Annotated in this window: 26 protein-coding genes; 13 read left to right on the top strand and 13 right to left on the bottom strand. The window is 52.9% G+C overall.

Annotated elements, in window-relative coordinates:
• Positions 1-14: 14 nt before the first annotated feature.
• Together FH039_RS09740 and FH039_RS09735 are read right to left on the bottom strand one after the other, a co-directional pair.
• Complete coding sequence (locus tag FH039_RS09740) at positions 15-716, bottom strand: 6-hydroxymethylpterin diphosphokinase MptE-like protein (RefSeq protein ID WP_139681155.1); 702 nt, start codon at positions 714-716, stop codon at positions 15-17.
• A gap of 32 nt (positions 717-748) precedes the next feature.
• Positions 749-1,210 carry a Mut7-C RNAse domain-containing protein gene (locus tag FH039_RS09735; RefSeq protein ID WP_139681810.1) on the bottom strand — a complete coding sequence of 154 codons (462 nt, stop codon included), beginning with the start codon at positions 1,208-1,210 and terminating at the stop codon, positions 749-751.
• Positions 1,211-1,261: 51 nt separating this feature from the next.
• Here FH039_RS09735 and FH039_RS09730 point away from each other — a divergent pair, with 51 nt between their 5' ends.
• From FH039_RS09730 to FH039_RS09715, 4 genes are read left to right on the top strand one after another with little or no spacing between them, the layout of a single operon-like run.
• Complete coding sequence (locus tag FH039_RS09730; protein ID WP_139681154.1) at positions 1,262-1,678, top strand: HEPN domain-containing protein; 417 nt, start codon at positions 1,262-1,264, stop codon at positions 1,676-1,678.
• Entirely contained in the window at positions 1,650-2,027 is a 378-nt protein-coding gene (locus FH039_RS09725; RefSeq protein WP_139681153.1) for a nucleotidyltransferase domain-containing protein, read from the top strand. The genes FH039_RS09730 and FH039_RS09725 overlap by 29 nt, the downstream gene beginning before the upstream one ends.
• A gap of 44 nt (positions 2,028-2,071) precedes the next feature.
• Positions 2,072-2,821, top strand: coding sequence for an MBL fold metallo-hydrolase (locus tag FH039_RS09720; RefSeq protein ID WP_139681152.1), 750 nt, complete (start codon positions 2,072-2,074; stop codon positions 2,819-2,821).
• A 41-nt stretch (positions 2,822-2,862) separates the two neighbouring features.
• On the top strand, positions 2,863-3,426 hold the full coding sequence (locus FH039_RS09715) for a nitroreductase family protein (protein WP_139681151.1): 564 nt from the start codon (positions 2,863-2,865) through the stop codon (positions 3,424-3,426).
• Here FH039_RS09715 and FH039_RS09710 read toward each other — a convergent pair.
• The 6 genes from FH039_RS09710 to FH039_RS09685 all read right to left on the bottom strand — a co-directional run bounded on the left by FH039_RS09710 (position 3,413) and on the right by FH039_RS09685 (position 7,979).
• Entirely contained in the window at positions 3,413-3,865 is a 453-nt protein-coding gene (locus FH039_RS09710; RefSeq protein WP_139681150.1) for a protein-tyrosine phosphatase family protein, read from the bottom strand. The genes FH039_RS09715 and FH039_RS09710 overlap by 14 nt on opposite strands.
• On the bottom strand, positions 3,866-4,195 hold the full coding sequence (locus FH039_RS09705) for a methionine--tRNA ligase subunit beta (RefSeq protein ID WP_139681149.1): 330 nt from the start codon (positions 4,193-4,195) through the stop codon (positions 3,866-3,868). It lies immediately after the preceding gene.
• A 47-nt stretch (positions 4,196-4,242) separates the two neighbouring features.
• Entirely contained in the window at positions 4,243-4,908 is a 666-nt protein-coding gene (locus FH039_RS09700) for a carbon-nitrogen hydrolase family protein (RefSeq protein ID WP_139681148.1), read from the bottom strand.
• 228 nt (positions 4,909-5,136) lie between these two features.
• On the bottom strand, positions 5,137-5,442 hold the full coding sequence (locus FH039_RS09695) for a hypothetical protein (RefSeq protein ID WP_139681147.1): 306 nt from the start codon (positions 5,440-5,442) through the stop codon (positions 5,137-5,139).
• Positions 5,439-6,644, bottom strand: a complete 1,206-nt coding sequence (locus tag FH039_RS09690; RefSeq protein WP_139681146.1) for a TldD/PmbA family protein — start codon at positions 6,642-6,644, stop codon at positions 5,439-5,441. The genes FH039_RS09695 and FH039_RS09690 overlap by 4 nt, the downstream gene beginning before the upstream one ends.
• Positions 6,645-7,979: a TldD/PmbA family protein gene (locus FH039_RS09685; RefSeq protein WP_168188399.1), complete on the bottom strand. Its 1,335-nt coding sequence runs from the start codon at positions 7,977-7,979 to the stop codon at positions 6,645-6,647.
• A gap of 111 nt (positions 7,980-8,090) precedes the next feature.
• Here FH039_RS09685 and FH039_RS09680 point away from each other — a divergent pair, with 111 nt between their 5' ends.
• A complete protein-coding gene (locus FH039_RS09680; RefSeq protein WP_240703217.1) occupies positions 8,091-9,062 on the top strand; it encodes a hypothetical protein in 972 nt (323 codons plus the stop codon).
• Here FH039_RS09680 and FH039_RS09675 read toward each other — a convergent pair.
• Entirely contained in the window at positions 8,997-9,875 is an 879-nt protein-coding gene (locus tag FH039_RS09675) for a M23 family metallopeptidase (protein ID WP_139681144.1), read from the bottom strand. The two genes, FH039_RS09680 and FH039_RS09675, sit on opposite strands and share 66 nt — an antisense overlap.
• Positions 9,876-10,277: 402 nt before the next feature.
• Between FH039_RS09675 and FH039_RS09670 the strand changes: the two genes are divergently transcribed.
• The 5 genes from FH039_RS09670 to FH039_RS09650 are packed head-to-tail and all read left to right on the top strand — an operon-like array spanning position 10,278 to position 13,628.
• On the top strand, positions 10,278-10,667 hold the full coding sequence (locus tag FH039_RS09670) for a hypothetical protein (protein WP_139681143.1): 390 nt from the start codon (positions 10,278-10,280) through the stop codon (positions 10,665-10,667).
• Position 10,668: 1 nt separating this feature from the next.
• On the top strand, positions 10,669-11,325 hold the full coding sequence (locus FH039_RS09665; RefSeq protein WP_139681142.1) for a hypothetical protein: 657 nt from the start codon (positions 10,669-10,671) through the stop codon (positions 11,323-11,325).
• Positions 11,326-11,334: 9 nt separating this feature from the next.
• The gene (locus tag FH039_RS09660) at positions 11,335-11,712 is read left to right on the top strand and encodes a GNAT family N-acetyltransferase (RefSeq protein WP_139681141.1); all 378 of its coding nucleotides are present in this window, start codon (positions 11,335-11,337) and stop codon (positions 11,710-11,712) included.
• 39 nt (positions 11,713-11,751) lie between these two features.
• Positions 11,752-12,381, top strand: a complete 630-nt coding sequence (locus tag FH039_RS09655; RefSeq protein WP_139681140.1) for an IS607 family transposase — start codon at positions 11,752-11,754, stop codon at positions 12,379-12,381.
• Positions 12,378-13,628: a transposase gene (locus tag FH039_RS09650; protein ID WP_240703216.1), complete on the top strand. Its 1,251-nt coding sequence runs from the start codon at positions 12,378-12,380 to the stop codon at positions 13,626-13,628. The genes FH039_RS09655 and FH039_RS09650 overlap by 4 nt, the downstream gene beginning before the upstream one ends.
• A 244-nt stretch (positions 13,629-13,872) precedes the next feature.
• Here the strand turns inward: FH039_RS09650 and FH039_RS09640 are convergent, their stop codons facing one another.
• The 4 genes from FH039_RS09640 to FH039_RS09625 are packed head-to-tail and all read right to left on the bottom strand — an operon-like array spanning position 13,873 to position 15,580.
• Positions 13,873-14,088, bottom strand: a complete 216-nt coding sequence (locus tag FH039_RS09640) for a hypothetical protein (protein WP_240703215.1) — start codon at positions 14,086-14,088, stop codon at positions 13,873-13,875.
• Positions 14,085-14,567, bottom strand: coding sequence for a hypothetical protein (locus tag FH039_RS09635; protein ID WP_139681138.1), 483 nt, complete (start codon positions 14,565-14,567; stop codon positions 14,085-14,087). The genes FH039_RS09640 and FH039_RS09635 overlap by 4 nt, the downstream gene beginning before the upstream one ends.
• 10 nt (positions 14,568-14,577) lie before the next feature.
• Positions 14,578-15,018, bottom strand: a complete 441-nt coding sequence (locus FH039_RS09630; RefSeq protein ID WP_139681137.1) for a winged helix-turn-helix domain-containing protein — start codon at positions 15,016-15,018, stop codon at positions 14,578-14,580.
• 25 nt (positions 15,019-15,043) lie between these two features.
• The gene (locus FH039_RS09625) at positions 15,044-15,580 is read right to left on the bottom strand and encodes a class I SAM-dependent methyltransferase (protein WP_276607315.1); all 537 of its coding nucleotides are present in this window, start codon (positions 15,578-15,580) and stop codon (positions 15,044-15,046) included.
• Between the two features lie 127 nt (positions 15,581-15,707).
• Here FH039_RS09625 and FH039_RS12435 point away from each other — a divergent pair, with 127 nt between their 5' ends.
• The 3 genes from FH039_RS12435 to FH039_RS09615 all read left to right on the top strand — a co-directional run bounded on the left by FH039_RS12435 (position 15,708) and on the right by FH039_RS09615 (position 17,994).
• A complete protein-coding gene (locus tag FH039_RS12435; RefSeq protein ID WP_240703214.1) occupies positions 15,708-16,283 on the top strand; it encodes an MFS transporter in 576 nt (191 codons plus the stop codon).
• The gene (locus tag FH039_RS12430; RefSeq protein WP_240703312.1) at positions 16,186-16,869 is read left to right on the top strand and encodes an MFS transporter; all 684 of its coding nucleotides are present in this window, start codon (positions 16,186-16,188) and stop codon (positions 16,867-16,869) included. The genes FH039_RS12435 and FH039_RS12430 overlap by 98 nt, the downstream gene beginning before the upstream one ends.
• A gap of 252 nt (positions 16,870-17,121) precedes the next feature.
• Positions 17,122-17,994, top strand: a complete 873-nt coding sequence (locus FH039_RS09615; protein ID WP_139681136.1) for a hypothetical protein — start codon at positions 17,122-17,124, stop codon at positions 17,992-17,994.
• Positions 17,995-18,003: the final 9 nt, after the last annotated feature.

Here is an 18,003-nt window from a genome sequence, read left to right as displayed (position 1 = left end):
CAGGGCACACCATTTCAGAGGGTCAGATAATTGATCCTCGCCCTCCCATTCTTCCCCAGCCATTCCAGCAGTTCCTTCGCGAACTCTAACTTCTTCCTCTTGCTCTCCCATATCGGGGCGTGTTCCCTCAAGCCAGGCTTGCTCCACCTCCCCACGGTCTCGCCGAAGTCGAAGCCGACCAGAACTATCTCCCTCGCGCCCAGCTCCTCGGCCAGAAAAGCGGCCCTGTCACCGTCGGTAAAGCCGCCGAAGTTGTAGACGATGTCCAGTGGTTCAGTCTGGGTCGTCCCCAGAACCCTTGAGAAAAGCGGCACGTAGGCGCTTAGTTTGTCCACGTTGTCTCCGTGGGCGTGGACTGCCATGAACGCCCCCCGGTCGTTCGCCAGCTTCAGGTCGGGAATCCTGCCGTCGAGGTCGGAGACTATGATGTCCGGTACCATATCCCTCTCCAGGAGTGCAGAAGTTGCCCCGTCGGCCGCTATCAGCGTCCCGTCGGAGAAATCAAACCTCCGAAGAGCAGTTTCCAGGCTGGGCCCGCAGCCAAAGACGTAGGCCCTCTTTTCCACGACTGCGGCCAGTTCGTCCCTCAAGATGTACTCGTCCCCCTCAAGCAGCAGTGCCCTCAACAGCTCCGCTGCCCTGCGGTCTTCTTCAACGGAGTAGCCCATCTCACGAACGATCCTCAGATAGAACGGCTTCCACTCCTCCCACTCCATTCCAACACCAGCCAATGATGGATGAATACCTTTTAAACCCTTCTCAGCTTTTCGTCTATCCTCAGCATCTCCTTCCACTGCCTTCCTGGCCAGTAGATTTGGCCGCAGTTCTCGCAGACGTAGAACTCGTCATAGCGCTCGTAAACGCTCTCCGGAACTTTTCCTTTAACCTCTTCCTTTCCGACCGGCCTTATCGGTCCGTTGCACTTCGGACAGCGCGCGCTGGCGGGGAAAAGCTCCCTGAACTCAAGGCCGTGCTTCTTAAGCTCCTCAATCTGACCCTCAAGGGAGTTCGAGCTCAGCAGGATTACCTCCGCGCCGAGCTTTTTAGCCCTATCAGTCAATCCAGAGTCCCTGGTCAGGAGAACCCGGTTCTCAGCCAGGGCGACCCTGAGTATCTCATCGTCGTCCTCAACGCCGTAGAGTGTGTCGTACCCGTACAGCCTCAGCCAGCGCGCCAGCCTTCCGAGCATCATGTCGGCGATGAACCTCATCCCCATCGAAAGGTATTAAGGGGAGGCCGTTAAAGTAGTTCCGGTGGTGGAATGCACTACGAGGAAGTTGAGACCCTCCTGAGGCGCTCGGAGGATTACCTTGAACTGGCAAACGAGGCGTTCGAGCGTGAGAAGTACGACACAGCCGTTTTCCTGACCGAGCAGGCCCTTCAGCTCTACCTCAAGGCGGTAATAATAAAGTACTCCGGCGTGAGGCTCAGGACACACTCGATAAGGGAACTGCTCAGGGGAGTGGGCGATGCACTGGGCTCAGAGGACAAGGTGGCCGAGTTTGTGAGGCAAAACAGAGGACTTCTCAGAGAACTGGAAGATGCGTACATAAAAGCCCGCTACGAGCCGAGAAGGTACTACCTGGAGGATGCCGAGGATTTGATGGGCTTTGCCCAGAAGGTTAGGGACTTCGTGGAGGGGCTCGTGGATGCGTTCGAGAGAAGAAGTGAGGAGTGAACTCATCAGGAGGGGAAGAAAGCGCTACCTCATGATTAAAAATTACCGTAGGTACCTCCCCGCCATAAAGCGGGCCTGCGAGAATGTTCTTGGCGAGTGCGAGCTCTACGTCTTCGGGAGCGTTCTAACCGGAAAGTTCACCGCCGGAAGCGACGTCGATTTGCTGATAAAGGTGAAAGAGGTCCCAAAAAGCCTCCGTGAACGAGCCAAGGTTGAAGTCAAAATCGAAGAACTTGCGGGCCTGCCGGATTATCATCCCTTCGAGTTCCACATCGTTGATGAGGCCGGCTTTAAGCGGTACGTTGAGGTTCTGAAGGTGAAACCTGTTAAAGTCGAGGAACTTTTATAAAGTCGGCCGCTATTTTGTCCTCATAAAATATTGCGGTGGTTCTTATGCTCGTCTACTTCATCGGCACCGGCGGGAGCGAGGGAATCCCGGCGCACCTCTGCACCTGCTCGACGTGTAGCGAGGCCAGGAAGTTCGGCTTCGCCCAGAGAAAACCTTCAACCCTCGCGGTAATTACCGAAAACAAAAAAGCCGTTCTCTTCGACGTCGGAACAGACATAAGGGACTTTCTGAACGTCCCGCTTGAGGCGATTTTCCTCACCCACTGGCACCACGACCACATCTACGGCCTCTACAAGCTCCGCTGGATGGCGATGGAAACGCCGCTCTACGCGCCGGAGGGACACGCCGATGCTCTGATCCTCCGCGAGCCCAAGAACCTTCAACCAAAAACGATAAAGCCAGGAGACACCGTTGAACTTGACACGCTCAAAATCACTGCCTTCAAGCTCAACCATCAGGTTGAGACCCTCGGATACCTCATAGAGGAGGACGGCAAGAGGGTGGCACTCATCTACGACACCAAGGGTCTGCCGGAATCAACGGAGGACTTCCTGAGGAGGAACTCACCCCTCAGGCTGGCGATAGTTGACGCGACCTATCCACCGGGAACGGACGACCCTTACCACAACAACGTTGACGAGGCGGCCGAGATGGGGCTTAGGCTCGCCGAGAGAACCGTTCTCAGCCACATCTCCCACAAGAACCTTCCCTTCCTCAAGCTGACCGAGTACGTGAGGAAGAAGTGGAAAAATAAGGTCCTGGTAGCCTACGACGGCATGGTGTTCTACGTCTAAACGTTTTTATCCGTTTTCAACCAAAAGAAACCGGTGATGCCATGCGCGTTCTTGAGCTGGCGAAGAGGAGGAAGACCGTCAGACAGTTTCTCCCGGATAAGCCTCCAAAGGAAGATTTGATGAAGGCCATCAAGGCGGCAAAGGAAGCTCCGAGCGGTATGAACGCCCAGCCTTGGAAGTTTGTAATCATAGACGACGACTGGCTGAAGGGGAAGATAAGGGAGCTCTGCGAGGAGGAAGAGGAGAAGTTCTACTCAAGGACGAAGGGCGACCTGATGGCGTGGCTGAACGCCAAGGGCTTTAAGCCGGAGAAGCCCTTCCTGAGCGAGGCGCCCTATCTGATACTCGTCTTCGGCCACACCAAAGCCCCCTACTGGCTCCAGTCAACGTGGATAGCGGTTGGATACCTTCTCCTTGCGCTCGAAGAGCTCGGCCTCGGAACCGTCACATACACCCCTCCTAACCCCAAACCAATCGAAGAACTCCTCAACGCTCCCCCAAGCTACAAACTCCAGACGATTCTGCCCGTTGGCTATCCAGCAGACCCGAAGCCGAAGTATGAGAGGAGAAAGCTCGAAGAGGTGGTGAGTTTCAACGGCTTCTGAGGAACCTTTCCAGCTCTTTTAAAACCCCCATCTGCTCCTCCACTTCAACCGCACCGGGCCTTAACATGCGAACCCTTCTCAGGGCATCCCTCAGGGGGAGCCCCTTAGAGTACATCACCCAGGCAACTGCCACCGTTCCGCTCCGCCCCAGGCCGCCCATACAGTGGATCAGGACCTTTTTGCCCTTCGCAACTTTCTCCTCAACCCAGCGGAGGATTTCGAGGAGCCGATTCAGAGACGGGGCCGAGAAATCCCGAACTGGGCTGTGGAGAACCTCAACGCCCCGGTTCTGCCATTCACTTAGGCTGTAGGGGAGCTCAAACTCCTCGACGAGAACCACCACCGCATCGAAGGTTTTGGCAACTTCGTCTATTTCACCCCTTGTCGGCATCCGCGAGAAGGCAACGTTATCGTCAACGAATTTGGCCGGGCGCCACATTCACCACACCTTCGCCCCCTCTGGAATCTCCTCCGGAACGGGCAGGAGGTAAACCCTCCCATCCTCGGTCTCCGCAACTATGAGCATGCCCTCGCTCTTAACGCCCGAAAACTCCTTCGGCTTCAGGTTGAGAACGAAGATGAATTTCCTTCCTTCGAGCTCCTTCGGAGAATACTGGTCGGCTATACCCGTTATTACTGTCCTCCGTTCGGTTCCGAAGTCAACGTCGAGCTTTATCAGCTTTTTAGTGCGCCTCAGCTTCTCGGCCTTCCTAACAAGGCCGACCCGGAGGTCAAACTTCCAGAATTCGGAAACGTCGTAGAGCTCCATGAAACCACCCGATAATCTTTGGAAGGGCCGGGCTTAAGGGTTTCGGATTAGACCTCAACAACCAGAATCTTATCCTCCCTGGAGGACGCCAAGAGCCTTCCATCGGAGTCGAAGACCCAAGCTCCGCCCGGCGGGTAGCTGTTTACGATGAAGGTTCTGGCGCCGAGCAACTTTACCCGTTCGGCCATCGTCTCAACGTCTTCCCCCCTGAGTTCGCCGTAGTCCGGCGAGTACTCCATCGGGACAAATAAGAAGTCCGGCTTCTTTCTCCGAACCCACTTCGCTATCCTCTTGTTGTAGAGGTCGCCGCAGATGATTATGGTTACTTTTCCGAACTCAGTCCTTGCAGTCCTCACCGTGTTGCCGGTGCAGAACTTCATCGGTTCCTGGAACTTGCGGTGCTTCAGCAGAACCTCACCGTTCCGGCCGATTAGCAGAGCCGAGTTGTAGACACAGTTTTTGTAGGGCTCTAAAAGTCCAAATACTACGTAAACACCAGCCTCCCTGGCAAGCCCGCTCACCCTTTCCACTATATCACCGTAAAGCGCCGCTCCGCTGAAGTCCCATTCGGCAAAGCCGGTCAGGCAGTATTCCGGGAAGAGGACGAAGTCGGGTTTGTGCGTTAATGCCTCGCTGAACCTCCGCTCGAATTCTCTCCAGTTCGCCTCGAAGTTCCCAACTTCAACGCGCATTGGAACCAAAGCGACCCTCATTCTTCAGCCTCCATCACCATGATGAACGCGTCCGCCTCTTTTCCATGGGAATGGCCCTGCCGAGGGCTCTCTCGGAGACTTCTTCGATTAGCTTGAGCCTCAGTCTAACCCCGTCCAGATAAAGGTCAGACCAGGCAAGCCTCGTGGCAACGATCCATTTGAGCTCCTCCTCGCTCCCGCCAAGCTCCCTAAAGTGCTCCAGGGCAGTGCTGTTAATGCCTTTTAGGACTATCTAGAACTTCTCTGCGAGGCAAAGTTCTTTGCGGCCTCAAGGGCGAGCAGAATGGCCCCGAGAGCAAGCACCTCCCAGCGTGGACGTCCTGCTTTCCACGCCATGATGAACATCACGGTGAGAAAAAACGTCACCTCAACAATTTTTACAACGCTTCTGCCTGGGCAGAGCCTTTCCACCGCGTAGAGCGAGAGGAGATAAACTGCGACGAGGAGGAAGTAGAGCGGCCCTATGTAGTAGGCAGGCAGGAAGAAGAGAACGATGAGGAAGAGAGCCGTGAAGAGGGCCAGCGAATCCCTCAAAGAACCACCTCCGCCCTCAGGAAGGGGAGCGAGAACGAGACCTCCTCCCCAGGCCAGATTCTCGTGAGCTCACTCCCAACTCCCGTGGTGTTCTTGAGCAACTCCCACACGTTTCCGCTGAGTTCAAAGCGAGAAAAGCCGGTAATCTCGCCGCGTTCGATTATGAGGGCAGGCGTCACGACGACGGAAAAGTTTCCAGTTGCCCGGTCGAGAGCATTAGCTCCCCTCAGGCCGAGTGCAATAAAGCCTCTCTCGACTTCCCCTATCAGCGCATCAAGGTCTTTTCGCCCTGGGGCAAGCGTTAAGTTGTGAAAAGCGTCGAAAATCCTCTCGCCGAGCCTTATTCCGTTGCCCGTGCTCTCCCTTCCAGCTTTCCAGGCGGTGTAGCTGTCCCAGAGCAGGCCCTTCACGGTTCCTTTCTCGATTAAAACGTTCCTTCTCGTCTCAACACCCTCGTCATCGGCCTTAACGTACCGGAGCGAGTTTCCGTCGAGGGGGTCGTCAAAGAGGGTAACGAGGGAAGATGCGGTGGTTTCCCCCTCCCTCGCCTCCATTCCTGGTGATTTTAGTGCAGTGCTCCCGCGGAACTTCCAGAGAACTGGACCAAATAGGAGCTCCATGAGGGGTGTGGGAGCAAAAATTGCCTCGACCTCCCCTTCTGGCGGCTTAACCCCCCTTAAACCCTCCACGAGGTTCAGATAGGGCTCAAGGAGTTCTTTAAGCTCGGCTTTCCTAAAGGAGCCGGCCATGATTGAGAAGGGAACTCTACCACCTATTTCAAGCTCGACCTTCATGAAGGAGTAAGAGCCTTCAACGTCTGCCCCGTTCGTGCTCTCTATTGCCAAGTGCCGTGTTACGAACTCTATCGTCCCGGAGAGCGGAAGGCCCCGCTTCCCAAGCTCCTCGGCCAGCGAGGAGAGCTCCTCTGCGAGGTCTTTGACGTCTGCCTCAAACGTCCTCTCCCAGCGGGCTTTGCATCCTGTGGGGAGGTGGTAGTCCTCCTCTTTAGCGAATCGGAGGGTTTCGCGGGCAAGCTTTAAAGCTTCACCCTCATCGCTGCCCTCTACAAGTGCAGAGGCCATCCTCCCGCCCTCGATAAGTCTAACCGCGGTGAGCTCCCTAACTCGAGCGAAGGGCTTAATGTGGCCTTCAAGGGAAACGCCCGTTCTCATTTCCCTCAGCCTGTAGACTTCCCTCTCCATTCACACCACCCTTATTCCCCTTTCGAAGAGGACGTGCGGCCCGCCCATGCTCACCCTCACCACCTGGCCCTTTCCGCAGTGGGAGTTCTCGAAGTCGAGCTCCTTCCCAAGCCCCCTAATCCCAGGGAGTGCATCAAGAGCCCTTCCGCTCGCTGTCGCACCGAAAATCGGTTCAGCTATTTCGCCGTCTTTAATTGTGTAACCCTCAAGGATGCCAGCAGTAAAGGACGAATCGAGCCCGGTCTGTCCGGGGCCGGGACTTACAAGGTAGTAGCCGTTCTTGACCTCCTCGAGCAGTTCCTCGAAAGTCCAGTCACCTGGCTCGAAGTAGGTGTTCCTCATCCTCACCATCGGCTCGAAGGCGTAGCTCTCGGCCCTCGCGTGCCCGTTTGGTTCAATGCCGAGTAGAACGGCCCTTTCCCTGTCCACGAGGGGCTCGCTGAAAACCCCGTTCTTTAGAATTTTGACCTTCCTAACCGGAACGCCTTCGTCGTCGTATCTATCGTTTCCGTGGCCGTTCTCAACGTTCCCGTCACTTAAGCTGACAAACTCTGGCGCAATCCTCTCACCGAGCTTCCCGGCTAGGGGCGTGTTTGGCAACTGGTCCGCCTCGGCGAGGTGTCCTAAGGCCTCGTGGGCAATCATCCCTGCAAAGCGCGGTGAGAGGAGGACGGGGGCATCGGCCAGCTTCGGCCTCTTCCCGTGAAGGAAGCACTTTAACTGCCCTTTGAGTTCTCCGAGAACCCTTTCCCGCATCTCGTCAACGGCCTCAAAGCCCCTCTCAATAGAACCAGTCAGGCTGAAGAGCCACGCGCTCCGCCCGTTTGAGAAAGCTGTTAAATCGGCCTCAAGGGAAATCCCCTCAAGCTCCCACTCGATTTCCGTTCCTTCGCTCGTGGTGAGCCTTTTAAAGCCGGAGAAGTCGGAGTATTTGACGACCTTTCGAGAAACGGCCTCATCGGGAACTAAAGAATACAAATCCTTCACAACCTCAACTTTCTCCTCAGGAGGAACATTGGAGGGCCTTCTCTTTATCCCACTCCTTACGGTGTCGCGAACCGGTCTAACCTCGGCCAGCTTAACTCCCCCGCGCCGAATTCCGGCGAGCTTTACGGCGTTCCTAACCGCCCACTCGAGATCCTTTTCTGAGTTCACTGAGACGAAGCCCCAGGAACCGTTCGCGAGAACCCTCACGCCGAAGCCACCGGCGGAGCGGGTGGAGACGTTTACATCTTCGGAGGCGGTTATCCTCGTCTTCAGAACCCTCTCTTCCCTCACCTCCGCGTACTCCGCACCGAGGGAGAGTGCAAGCTCCAAGGCCCTTTCGGCGTCCATGTTATCACCTGAATTCTTAATCATAGATAAGCCTTAAAAACAATTCGACATTGTAAATTTGGTTTCGGGAGTAACCTGGAGTTGAGTCAAAAATTCCTTGGAGGGGATCCCATGAGAACCTACTCCTTCGGCCTCGAGACCGTTCCAGTTGCTATAGCTAAAGACCTCATCGTTGGAAGCGTCCACGACGGGAGGAACTACAGGACAATGCTCGCGAGGATTAACGGAGAGGAAATAACCGAGACCCGATTTTTGGTCGGAGAAAACGACTGGGAAGGACATAGCGTAGCAGAACTAAACGACGGCTACCTCATTGGCGGGGCTGTCGAAGGAAAGGCCGCGCCGGACGGCGGTGAGGGCTGGAAGGCCTACGTGGCGAGGCTCGATGAAAGCCTGAACGTCCTCTGGGAGAGGAAGCTCAACGCCAGAAACAACGAAGCAGTCTATTCGATTCTTCCGGCCAAAGGTGGGGTTTTCATCGCCGGTGAAACGGGGAGGCCCGGGGACAAAGGCTTTTTCCTCGGAAAACTCTCGCTTGACGGCGAACTCCTCTGGCTGAATGACTTTGGGAGCTGGGAAGATGCCGTTTTTACCGCCCTGCTCCGGTCTGAGGATTCCCTTCTCCTCATCGGGAGCGTCAAAGAGGGCGGCTGGAAAGTTAAGGCCTTCGAGTTCACACTAGAGGGTGAGCCGCTCGGCGAGGAAACCCTCGCGGAGGGAGTAGCATTCATCGCCTGCCGCTGGAACGGAAAGCTCGTCTTAGCCGGCTATCGGGGAGAGAACTTCTGGGTTCGCGTTGGTAACGCCGACGTAGTTCCCGGCGAGGGAGCGGCAACCTCACTGCTACCAATTGGCGATAAGCTTCTCGTTGGGGGCGAGCTTGAAGGAAAGGCCGTTGTGGTTGAGATTTCCGGGGGAGGGGAGCCGAAGGTAAGGGAGCTCTGGGAGAACGGCTGGGTTGAGGCTCTAGGAGAGAACCTCGCGGTCGGGGTGAGGGGGAAAGATATGGTAACGTGTTCACTCCGCAGGGGCGACGACCCAGCCCCTTCTGATGTAATCCCTCTCGATGAAGACAACCCCTGAGTTATCCTTCCTGTAAAACCTGCTGAACTTCACTGGCAGACCAACGCCGGAGAAGAAGTTTGGGCTGTCCTGAACGTGGAAGTGGAGGTGCGGCTCGGTTGAGAATCCGGAGTTACCGCAGAGGCCAATCACATCACCCTTCTTTACTCTCTGCCCAGGCTTCACCCAAACACTGCCTTTCTTCAGGTGCGCTAAAAAGCTGTATTCTCCCTCATCGTGCTTTATCAGGACAAAATTACCGCGGAAGTCCCTTATTGTCCAGAGTACCTTCCTGGGTGGGTTATCTGGTACGCCATCCCGAACCTCTGTGACTACACCATCGGCAGGAGCCAATACTGGTTTCCCATAGGCGTAGTAGTCTTCGAGGTTTTCTCCGCTTCCTCGGTGCGTCTTTCCGTTTTCGTCCTTCACGAGGAAGTCGTAGGCGTAGCGCTGGTTGATTATTTCCCACGAATGGGACTCTTCCTTTGTTATTCCGCCGTTTTCTGCCGTCCAGAAACCCTCAAAGGGCAGGTAGAGTTCAGTTTTCTGCACGTATTCACCGGGTGATGGGTGACTCTTCCTCATGGCCAAGAGCTGACCGATGGAATGGAGAAACGTCTGACGGAAAATGAACGGGTTAAGGAGAGAAATCAGCAAAATCTGAAGCTCGATCCAGTGCTCCCTTTTTCTATCACCATCCCGGAGGATGTTTAAAAGTGTCGCGACCCATGGAACCAGGAAGAACAGGAAGAGCAGCATGAGGGGCCGATACAAGAAACCAAAGAACCCCAAAAGTCCAAGATACTGGAGCTTTTCTGCCAGCTTATCCATCGGAATAACACCTTTTTATATCGGAGCAAGTATCTTTTTAAGTTTTTTGAGAAGTTTAATTCTCGCATAAACAACCGTGAGCACCGTAACTCCGATGAGGGCACCCCAGAAAAGCCCAAAGGCGAGTAAATTCCCTCAGATAGCGGACCATCTTTACGGTTTCTCCCCAAAAGATCAGTGGAGATAGGGGGAAAGGACCACTCCTGCCAGAATGACTTTTCTAGCCCGCTCGTACTTTATTAGAGCTACGGAACCATGTTCCCGAGCCAATGGATGGCCATAACTACGAGAAGGCTCCTCGTGTAGAGGCAGGCGATGCGGATTTTGCCTCATAGACACTACTGAATTAAACTTCACAGGTAAAGCTTTAAAACCCTCTTCCATAGTAACATCGGTGGTTCCATGAGGAGGGTCGTGGTTGCTGGGATTGTTGGTCTGGCCCTCGTTCTCATCGGGATTGCCGGGCCCCTCATCATGGACGCCCTCGGATACCAGTACATCAACGAGAACAGGCTCTACCTCAAGGGCCAGTATGAAATCCAATCGCTACCAAAAAACACCCATGTAGTTGGCCACGCCGAGGGAAAGAACTTCTCGCTATACGTTCTCGACAAAGAAAACTTGGAGAGGTTCAAGAGCGGTCTGGACTTTGAGGCTGTCTATTCGTGGCGGCATGTTGCCAACGTTTCCTTTGACTTCAGAACCTACGACGAGAGGCTCTACCTCGTGATTAAAAACGAGCTGAACGAAACCCAACTGATAAAGCTGAAGCTCAGGGCGGGGAGGGGTTGAGTTGAAGAAGCTCCTCACCTTCGCTCTTATGTGGTTCGTCTTCGTCGTATGGGGCCTTGAGCTTGGGGTGGTGTGGGTTTTTAAATCGATAACCGGTTCCTGGATTTCCCAGAGCTCATTGGTGTACCTCTCAAAGGTGTGGACGATAAACTGCCTGAGGCTCTTGGCCGTGATTGCCCTTCTCAGGTGGCTCGGTCTAAGTTTTAGAGACCTGACTGAGGGGAGCTTTGGTACAAGGGAGCTGAGACTTTCACTGCTCGTTGTCTTTGCGGTTCTCTTGGTTGAGGTGATCTACCTGGAAAGCTACTCGCCTCAGATTCTCCGGGAGTTTCACTACCACCTCAGGATTTCCCAGAGCACATGGCTTGCCCTCGCCTCGCTGGCTTCGGAGTACGTTTACTACACGCTTGAAATCCTCGCGGTAAACCTGCTCTACGTTGGGGCGTTGAGGCTGGGCAACCAAAGGTTAGCCGTTCTCTTGCCCACCGTCCTCTGGGGTTCTGCCCACGCCCTCAACATCGTAGTTATGCCCGCCATCGAAGCGCTTCTCCTTGCGGTGTACATGACTGTCTTTGCGTTCTTGATCTATACTACTACCCAAAAAACTGGAAGCCTTAAAGTTCCGATTTTCATCTGGCTGGTCAGCATGGCTCTGTGAGGTGGTTTCATGCGCCCGATAATCCTGACGGGAGAGAAGGTTTCGCTGGCAATACTCCTCAAGGAAGACCTCCCCAAAAGCTGGGAGTGGTTCAACGGGAGGAGCACCGTTCGGCACCTCTTCAGCTCGGCCCACTTCACCCTGCCGGAGGAAGAGGAGGAGTTCTACGAGGAGCTGAAGAAGAACAAGGAGAAAACTCCAACTTTCGCGGTGATAGAAAACGAGAGCGGAAAGCTCGTTGGCATAGCCGGATTCAACTGGATTAACTGGCAAGCAAGGTGGGGGGAGATACTCTACTATCTCTCGCCGGAAGAACGGGGAAAGGGCTATGGAACCGAAATTGTAAGACTCCTCTGCGAATATGCCTTAGCCAACTGTTCTTTTTGAGCGAAATGTTTAAAAGTTTTAGTGATTAAACGTGAGTGTATGGTAGTGAAAGAGAAACTCTACACGCTCAAACAGGCGAGCGAAATACTCGGAGTCCACCCGAAAACAATCCAAAAATGGGACAGGGAAGGAAAAATCAAAGTCATCAGAACCCCCGGTGGACGGAGGAGAATACCAGAGAGCGAAATCAAACGCCTTCTCGGAATAAAACCCGAAGAAGGCCTGATAATCGGCTACGCAAGGGTCTCCAGCCACACGCAAAAAGACGATTTAGAACTACAAATCAAGACGATAAAAGAATACGCAGGAGAAAGAGGCTGGCAAATACAAATCCTCAAGGACATCGGCTCTGGCCTGAACGAAAACAGGAAGAACTACCGCAAACTCCTCGAATTAGTCGCCAAAGGAGAAGTCTCAAAAGTCATCATCACTTACCCCGACAGACTCACCCGTTTTGGATTCAAAACTCTCGAATTCTTCTTCCAGCAACACGGGGCAGAAATAATCGCCCTCAACGAGAAGGACAAAACCCCAAAAGAAGAACTCATCGAGGACTTGATAACCATAATCAGCCACTTTGCGGGTAAACTTTACGGAGCTCGTTCCCACAAATACAAAAAACTCAAAGAAGGTGCTAAAAAACTCATCAAGGAGGTCGAGAGTGAGTGAAAATCGTCCTCACCTACAAGATGAATCACAACTGGAGTGTTGAAGACCTCCTCACGGAGTATCAAAAACTCCTCCAGCGAGCAATTGATGAAATTTGGGAGAACACGACTTGGAAGGAGAAGAAGGCAAAACACCGCTACCCCATCGGAAACGGAAAATACAAGTATTATGAAACCACTCGATTAATCCCTTATTTTCCAAAATCCAACGAGTTCAAAAGGGAGTTGAGAAATAAACTCCTCAAGGACTGGATTTTTGCCAAACACTACGTTGACTCGGTGATAAAAACCACCTACTCAATCCTTGAGAGCTGGAGGCAAAACTACCTGAAAGGACGGAGGAAGAGAAAGAAACCAGTCGTGAAGAGAAAGTTCGTTCGAGTTAAAATCACGTTGATGAAGGTTGAAGGTTCAAAAATCAGGATAACCGTTAAACCGAGAAAGAAATACCTTGAACTCGACTATTCCAACGAGTGGTTCTACGAAAGGATTAAAGACTGGAAGGTTGGCGAGCTGATAATCAGGGAGAAAGACGTTTACCTCACCTTCTCGAAGGAAGTTGAGTTCGACAGGCGGGTTAAAATCGGGATTGACAGCAATCTTATGAGTCTCGACGTTTATCATCCGGAGAAGGGCTGGATTAAGGTGGATTTGAGCGAACTGCACAGAATTGCAGAAACTTACGACGGGGTTATTGACAAACTCAAGAGTGTCCAGAGGAAGGCTCCAAAGAGGATTGGAAGACTCTTGAAGAAGTATTATGCACGCAGGAGGAACAGGATTGAGGATTATCTTAACAAACTCGCCGTTCAGCTCTCAAGGGAGTTTCCAGACGTAGTTTTCATCTTCGAGGATTTGAGCAAGTTTAAAATGTTGGAGAATGGTTCGAGGAAGTTTAATCGAAAACTTTCCCGCTCGACTTGGGGTAAGATTGTTCAAAAACTCTCTTATCGTGCTCCGGTTGAGTTTGTTAATCCTGCTGGCACTTCTTCCACCTGCCCGGTGTGTGGGAGTAGGTTAGAGTCCCGAAACGGGCTGGTGGAGTGTCCCAACTGCGGGTTTAAGGCCGATAGGCAGTTTGTTGGAGCGTTCAACGTTTTCGTGCGGGGACTTGGGGTCGCCCTGAGCGGGGGTGAGGCCGATGATTTACTCCCCGATGAACCCGGAGGGGAGTTGAGGCTGATGAACCCCAAGTCCGTCGTGGGGGTGGACTTAAACGGGAGGACGTTCGCTCACGTTCCTCCCTAAAAACTCACGACGGACAGACCCCTTTGTTCACCTCAACCTCCGCAAGGTCTGGGCCAAGGTGCACGAGGACAACGCGCTATCAATCCGAATTCTTGAGAAGAACGGCTTCACTCTTGCCGGCAGGTTGAGAGAGCACGTATGGAGTAACGGGCAATACCTCGACGAGCTGATCTACGAACGGTTCACAAGGAACTACAAACAACACACCAAAACAACTTGAAAGGAGGATTTGGCGATAAATAGACTATTGTCTCCCAGAAGGTCTTAAAAGCGTCTCCCTGAGCGGCGCGGACGGGTCAAGCTCTCCAACCAGCTCCTCCACGACCTCGCCCGGAAGACCTTCACGGAGAAGTGCCCACCTAAAATGGCGCTTCGCCCGGTTCGTTATCCTGACCAGACCAGCCATCCTGAACGCTATCATGGGCAGTCGAAGAAAAAAGCGAAAGAGCCCCAAGCTCACTCCTCCCCATTTTCCGGTTTTCTGGGTCCGTGGAAGTCCATCCAGCCCCCGTGGTTGCCCATCTTCATAAACCCACCGAACATCTCCATCAGTTTCTTGCCGGGATTTATCGCGTCCATGTACTCCTTCGTCAGCTCAAGGGCAGCTTCCTTGTCCATCCCTGCCTCGGCCAGGTTCTTGTAGAACTCCGCCACGCTCCTGCCCATAGCCTGGACTCTCTCCGGGCTGTAGAGCTCGTTAAGGAGCTCCTTGAGCGGTTGGAGGATGTCCTCGATCATGTCTCCAACCTTGTCCATGATGGCCGGTATCTTTTCGAGGTCCTTGTCGCCCTCGTAGGTCTCGATGAGATCTTCCACGATCTCGGCCTTCTTTTTGAGGAGCTCGACCTCTTCCTCGGTCTTTGCGTTCCTTATCCCCTCGACCAGCTCGTCGAGGAGCTCCTCCAGCTTCTTCGGGACTCCCATCTTCTCATCCACCATATCAACCACCTCAATAATCATTAGTGTGGTCAAGCCTAATCGGCATTCCGATCATTTCGAGCCACTTTTTGACCACCTCGCGGGAGAGAGCGTAGACCTTCCCCCTCTCACCAGGAACCTCGATGACGATGCCGAGCTCAACCAATTCCCTAAGCTTCGCCCTGACGGTGTTCCGTGAGGCCTTTCCGCGCCTTCCCTTCAGCTCCCGCGCTATCTGACTCACGTTGGCCCTCTTCAGGTCGAAGAGAATCCGGACGATTTCACGCGCTATCGGGTCGCTCCTGACCTCCGGGACAACTAGGTCTATTCTGAGCCCACCGTACTGGGCGTATATGTTGATGAGCCGAAGGTAGGCCTGCGCCATCTGGGAAACGACGGCGAAGCTCTCCCTGAGCTCCTCAAGTGCCTTCCTGAGCTCCTGAACTTCCCTGGCAAGGTCTTCATCGGGCATGATCCTCCATAGGGTGGTCAATCCTTTAGCCTTTCCGGTCAGGGGTGAGCAGTTCGGCAATCCAGACGTATCTGTTTATCCTCTCGAACCAGCACTCCAGCCCAAGCTTTCCACAAATTTTCTGCAGGTGTTCAAGTGTCGCAAAGTACTCGTCCTCTATCTCCTCCTTTAGATCGTCCTCCTCCCCGATTCTCATCTTTTCCTCCTCTGACTCAAACATCACGTCGGCGATGACGATTCTCCCGCCGGGCTTAAGAACGCGGAGCATCTCCTTTATTGCGTCCTCCTTTTGTTTATCTGGCACGTGGTGAAAGGCGTAGGTCGTTATTACAGTGTCAGCTACTCCATCAGGCAGGGGAAGTGCCAAGAAGTGGCCGTCAAGCGGTTCAAAGCCGTGCTTCTCCCTGAACTTCTCACGCATACCCCCTGAAGGCTCGACACCGATGTAGCTTTCTGAGTCAAGGAAGCGCAGTATGTTGCCCGTGCCGCAACCAATGTCCACGACAATACCTCTGGCTCGTTCGGTAACGAGCCTGAGAACCTTCCAGTAGTCCCTGTGTATCCAGTCCTCCTTCCTTACGTCCTCATCGTAGCTTTCAGTCCAGCCGTCAAAGTCTCACTTCTCCATTTTGAATCCCGTATGAATTCTATTTCACAATTCTTTTAAATTCTCCCTCTGACCCGTTTTCATGAGGCAAACCCTCTACCGCCTGCACATGCTCACATCATCTCTCAGAATCATCGGGGATGCAGTGGAAAGCGTCGCCCTACCCTGGAGCCTGCTGGACACAACCGGCTCGCTGGTGAGCATCGGCGGTTTTGCGCTCTTCACTCACCTGCCGTGGGTTATTCTCCCTCCAATCCTCGGAAGAACTCTCGATAGAACGGCCAAAAAGGTGAGGCTGGCCTTTCTGGCGCTCATCCTTCAAGCCCTGCTGGCGGTTCTCATAGTGCCGCTCTCCTCGAACGTCTGGGCTTTCTACCTAATAGTCTCGGGTATTTCAGCCCTCGACATCCTCCACCGCTACTACGGTTTCTCGTTGGTAGCCTCGATGACCCTTGACGAGTCTGAGCTTCAGGGGCTGAACGCGGCGCTGGCGACTGTGGGGAACGGGGGTCTCCCTGGTGGCGTTTCCACTGGCCGGATTCTTAGCGTATCGCTTCGGAATCGGGGCAATGTTCCTCGACGCGGTTCTCCTTCTAATCGGCGCGCTCACGCTCCTCCCCTACCTGAACATCGAGGTGAAGCGCGAAGGAACCGCTGAACGGGGAGAAGAGAAGCGGTTGCAGATCAGCAAAAGGCTCGTAGTTGGAATACTCGCCTCGGTGCTGCTCTTCAACTTCGCTATAGGTTCCTTCAGGATATTCGTCTTCGCCTCGCTGAGGGAGCTAGCAAAGGGCAGGGTTCTGTACGGCCTTCTCCAGTCTCTCACGACAGCTGGAAGTCTGATTGCGGCGGCTGGTCTGACCTACCTGGCCACCAAAAGGCTGGGTAGAATAAAGAGGCCGCTGATCCTCGGAATGCTCATCCAGAGCCTTGCACTTCTCATCGTCGGCGTTCCGGCGGTGATAGCGCTGTTCCCTGCGGTCTTTCTGCTCGGCTTTGGTGGGGAGCTCCTCAACGTCTCCTTCGACAGCCTGATGCAGAAGTTCATCCCTCTAAAGAGCCTTGGAACTGCGAGGGGAGTTTTTGATGCTCTCGCAACGCTGGTGATTCCTCTCTCGCAGCTGGTCTTTGCGTGGCTGATTGAAGGAGGATTGAAAGTTTTCTTAGCCACGAGTATAACCACAGTGCTGGCGTTCTTGGCAACGTTTTCACTTCGATATATCCTTAAAGGGCCCAGCGTATAAAACTCTATGATACCACATGACGCTTCAAGGAGCACCTGCTATCATATTTCTTGAGTATAATCCCAGAGTTCACAATAAATTTCAGTTTTTGGTAACTTTCTGGAGTTTTTCTGTCTTAATATCTTCCCATTTCAGATAATGAAGCGTTTTACAGCTTACTTATTTTTTAAATTTATTTTACGTTAATTAGAGGAAAACTTAAATAATCCAGAACTGTCTATAATAATGTGAAAAGCTACTGGGGTGATACTAATGCGTTGGAAATTAGTAAGCATCTTGCTGCTGGGCGTAGTGGTTTTAAGCTTCATTAGCTCTGTGGCGGCAGGCAAATCCGAGGATTCCTGGGAAGAATGGGCAAAAGAACATACCGTCAGAGTACTTGTTGTTGAAGAGCTCACATACAAAAACGGGGAGCTTGTCAAGCGAATTGAATATACTGGAGATAAGCTAAAAGCCAAATTTGGAGTCAACAAACTTTCAAGGGTTGAAAAGGTTAAGATAGACATGAAAACTCTGGCAAAACTCTATCCACTAGAGGCACACTCTCTGGGTATAGGTAAAACTATAAAAAGGATCTACTATAAAACAACAGTCATAACCACAAGCGACGATCCATTCCAATGGTGGAAGTCGTATCCATATCTACCAAGGTGGACTTGGAAGAAATTAGAGTCATGTGGGTATCTTATCTGTCATATTTACTATGAAAAAGCAGATCCTGTGAACATAGTCTGGGAGGGTGGGACAAAGAGTGAGGTTAAGGAAGTACTTGGCAATGCAGGATGGTATGATTGGGTGGTAGCATCCAGTCAATACATCTATGATCCACCTCAATATGGAGGCAGTGGATGGGAAGAAGGAGACGACATGGCCACCACTAGAACACTCGGGCCGAGATACCACATAAGGCTATGGGTGATATATAACGGAAAAGTTATTGGCTCTGCCCATTATGAAGACAGAGATCATGACGTCATCTCCTTTGAGCAAGCTGAAGAAAAGGTCTGGTCATACTATTCCTCACCATGGGTCATAACTCCAGACTACTACTACCTCTACAACTACATCTCCAATCCGTACAATGATGGGTATGCAACAAAAATTAAGAAAACGTCCTTGAGATAATGGTGAACA

The organism is Thermococcus indicus (assembly GCF_006274605.1).
In the GTDB taxonomy this organism is placed as follows: Archaea; Methanobacteriota_B; Thermococci; order Thermococcales; family Thermococcaceae; genus Thermococcus; species Thermococcus indicus.
The sequence above is the reverse complement of the archived record's forward strand: the minus strand, read 5'-3'. Positions and strand labels throughout refer to the sequence as shown.

Bases quoted from the DNA above. Each gene is read 5' to 3' on its own strand.
- FH039_RS09740 (WP_139681155.1), bottom strand. From the start codon at position 716: ATGGAGTGGGAGGAGTGGAAGCCGTTCTATCTGAGGATCGTTCGTGAG.
- FH039_RS09735 (WP_139681810.1), bottom strand. From the start codon at position 1,210: ATGAGGTTCATCGCCGACATGATGCTCGGAAGGCTGGCGCGCTGGCTG.
- FH039_RS09730 (WP_139681154.1), top strand. From the start codon at position 1,262: ATGCACTACGAGGAAGTTGAGACCCTCCTGAGGCGCTCGGAGGATTAC.
- FH039_RS09725 (WP_139681153.1), top strand. From the start codon at position 1,650: ATGCGTTCGAGAGAAGAAGTGAGGAGTGAACTCATCAGGAGGGGAAGA.
- FH039_RS09720 (WP_139681152.1), top strand. From the start codon at position 2,072: ATGCTCGTCTACTTCATCGGCACCGGCGGGAGCGAGGGAATCCCGGCG.
- FH039_RS09715 (WP_139681151.1), top strand. From the start codon at position 2,863: ATGCGCGTTCTTGAGCTGGCGAAGAGGAGGAAGACCGTCAGACAGTTT.
- FH039_RS09710 (WP_139681150.1), bottom strand. From the start codon at position 3,865: ATGTGGCGCCCGGCCAAATTCGTTGACGATAACGTTGCCTTCTCGCGG.
- FH039_RS09705 (WP_139681149.1), bottom strand. From the start codon at position 4,195: ATGGAGCTCTACGACGTTTCCGAATTCTGGAAGTTTGACCTCCGGGTC.
- FH039_RS09700 (WP_139681148.1), bottom strand. From the start codon at position 4,908: ATGAGGGTCGCTTTGGTTCCAATGCGCGTTGAAGTTGGGAACTTCGAG.
- FH039_RS09690 (WP_139681146.1), bottom strand. From the start codon at position 6,644: ATGGAGAGGGAAGTCTACAGGCTGAGGGAAATGAGAACGGGCGTTTCC.
- FH039_RS09685 (WP_168188399.1), bottom strand. From the start codon at position 7,979: ATGGACGCCGAAAGGGCCTTGGAGCTTGCACTCTCCCTCGGTGCGGAG.
- FH039_RS09680 (WP_240703217.1), top strand. From the start codon at position 8,091: ATGAGAACCTACTCCTTCGGCCTCGAGACCGTTCCAGTTGCTATAGCT.
- FH039_RS09675 (WP_139681144.1), bottom strand. From the start codon at position 9,875: ATGGATAAGCTGGCAGAAAAGCTCCAGTATCTTGGACTTTTGGGGTTC.
- FH039_RS09670 (WP_139681143.1), top strand. From the start codon at position 10,278: ATGAGGAGGGTCGTGGTTGCTGGGATTGTTGGTCTGGCCCTCGTTCTC.
- FH039_RS09660 (WP_139681141.1), top strand. From the start codon at position 11,335: ATGCGCCCGATAATCCTGACGGGAGAGAAGGTTTCGCTGGCAATACTC.
- FH039_RS09655 (WP_139681140.1), top strand. From the start codon at position 11,752: ATGGTAGTGAAAGAGAAACTCTACACGCTCAAACAGGCGAGCGAAATA.
- FH039_RS09635 (WP_139681138.1), bottom strand. From the start codon at position 14,567: ATGGTGGATGAGAAGATGGGAGTCCCGAAGAAGCTGGAGGAGCTCCTC.
- FH039_RS09630 (WP_139681137.1), bottom strand. From the start codon at position 15,018: ATGCCCGATGAAGACCTTGCCAGGGAAGTTCAGGAGCTCAGGAAGGCA.
- FH039_RS12435 (WP_240703214.1), top strand. From the start codon at position 15,708: ATGAGGCAAACCCTCTACCGCCTGCACATGCTCACATCATCTCTCAGA.
- FH039_RS09615 (WP_139681136.1), top strand. From the start codon at position 17,122: ATGCGTTGGAAATTAGTAAGCATCTTGCTGCTGGGCGTAGTGGTTTTA.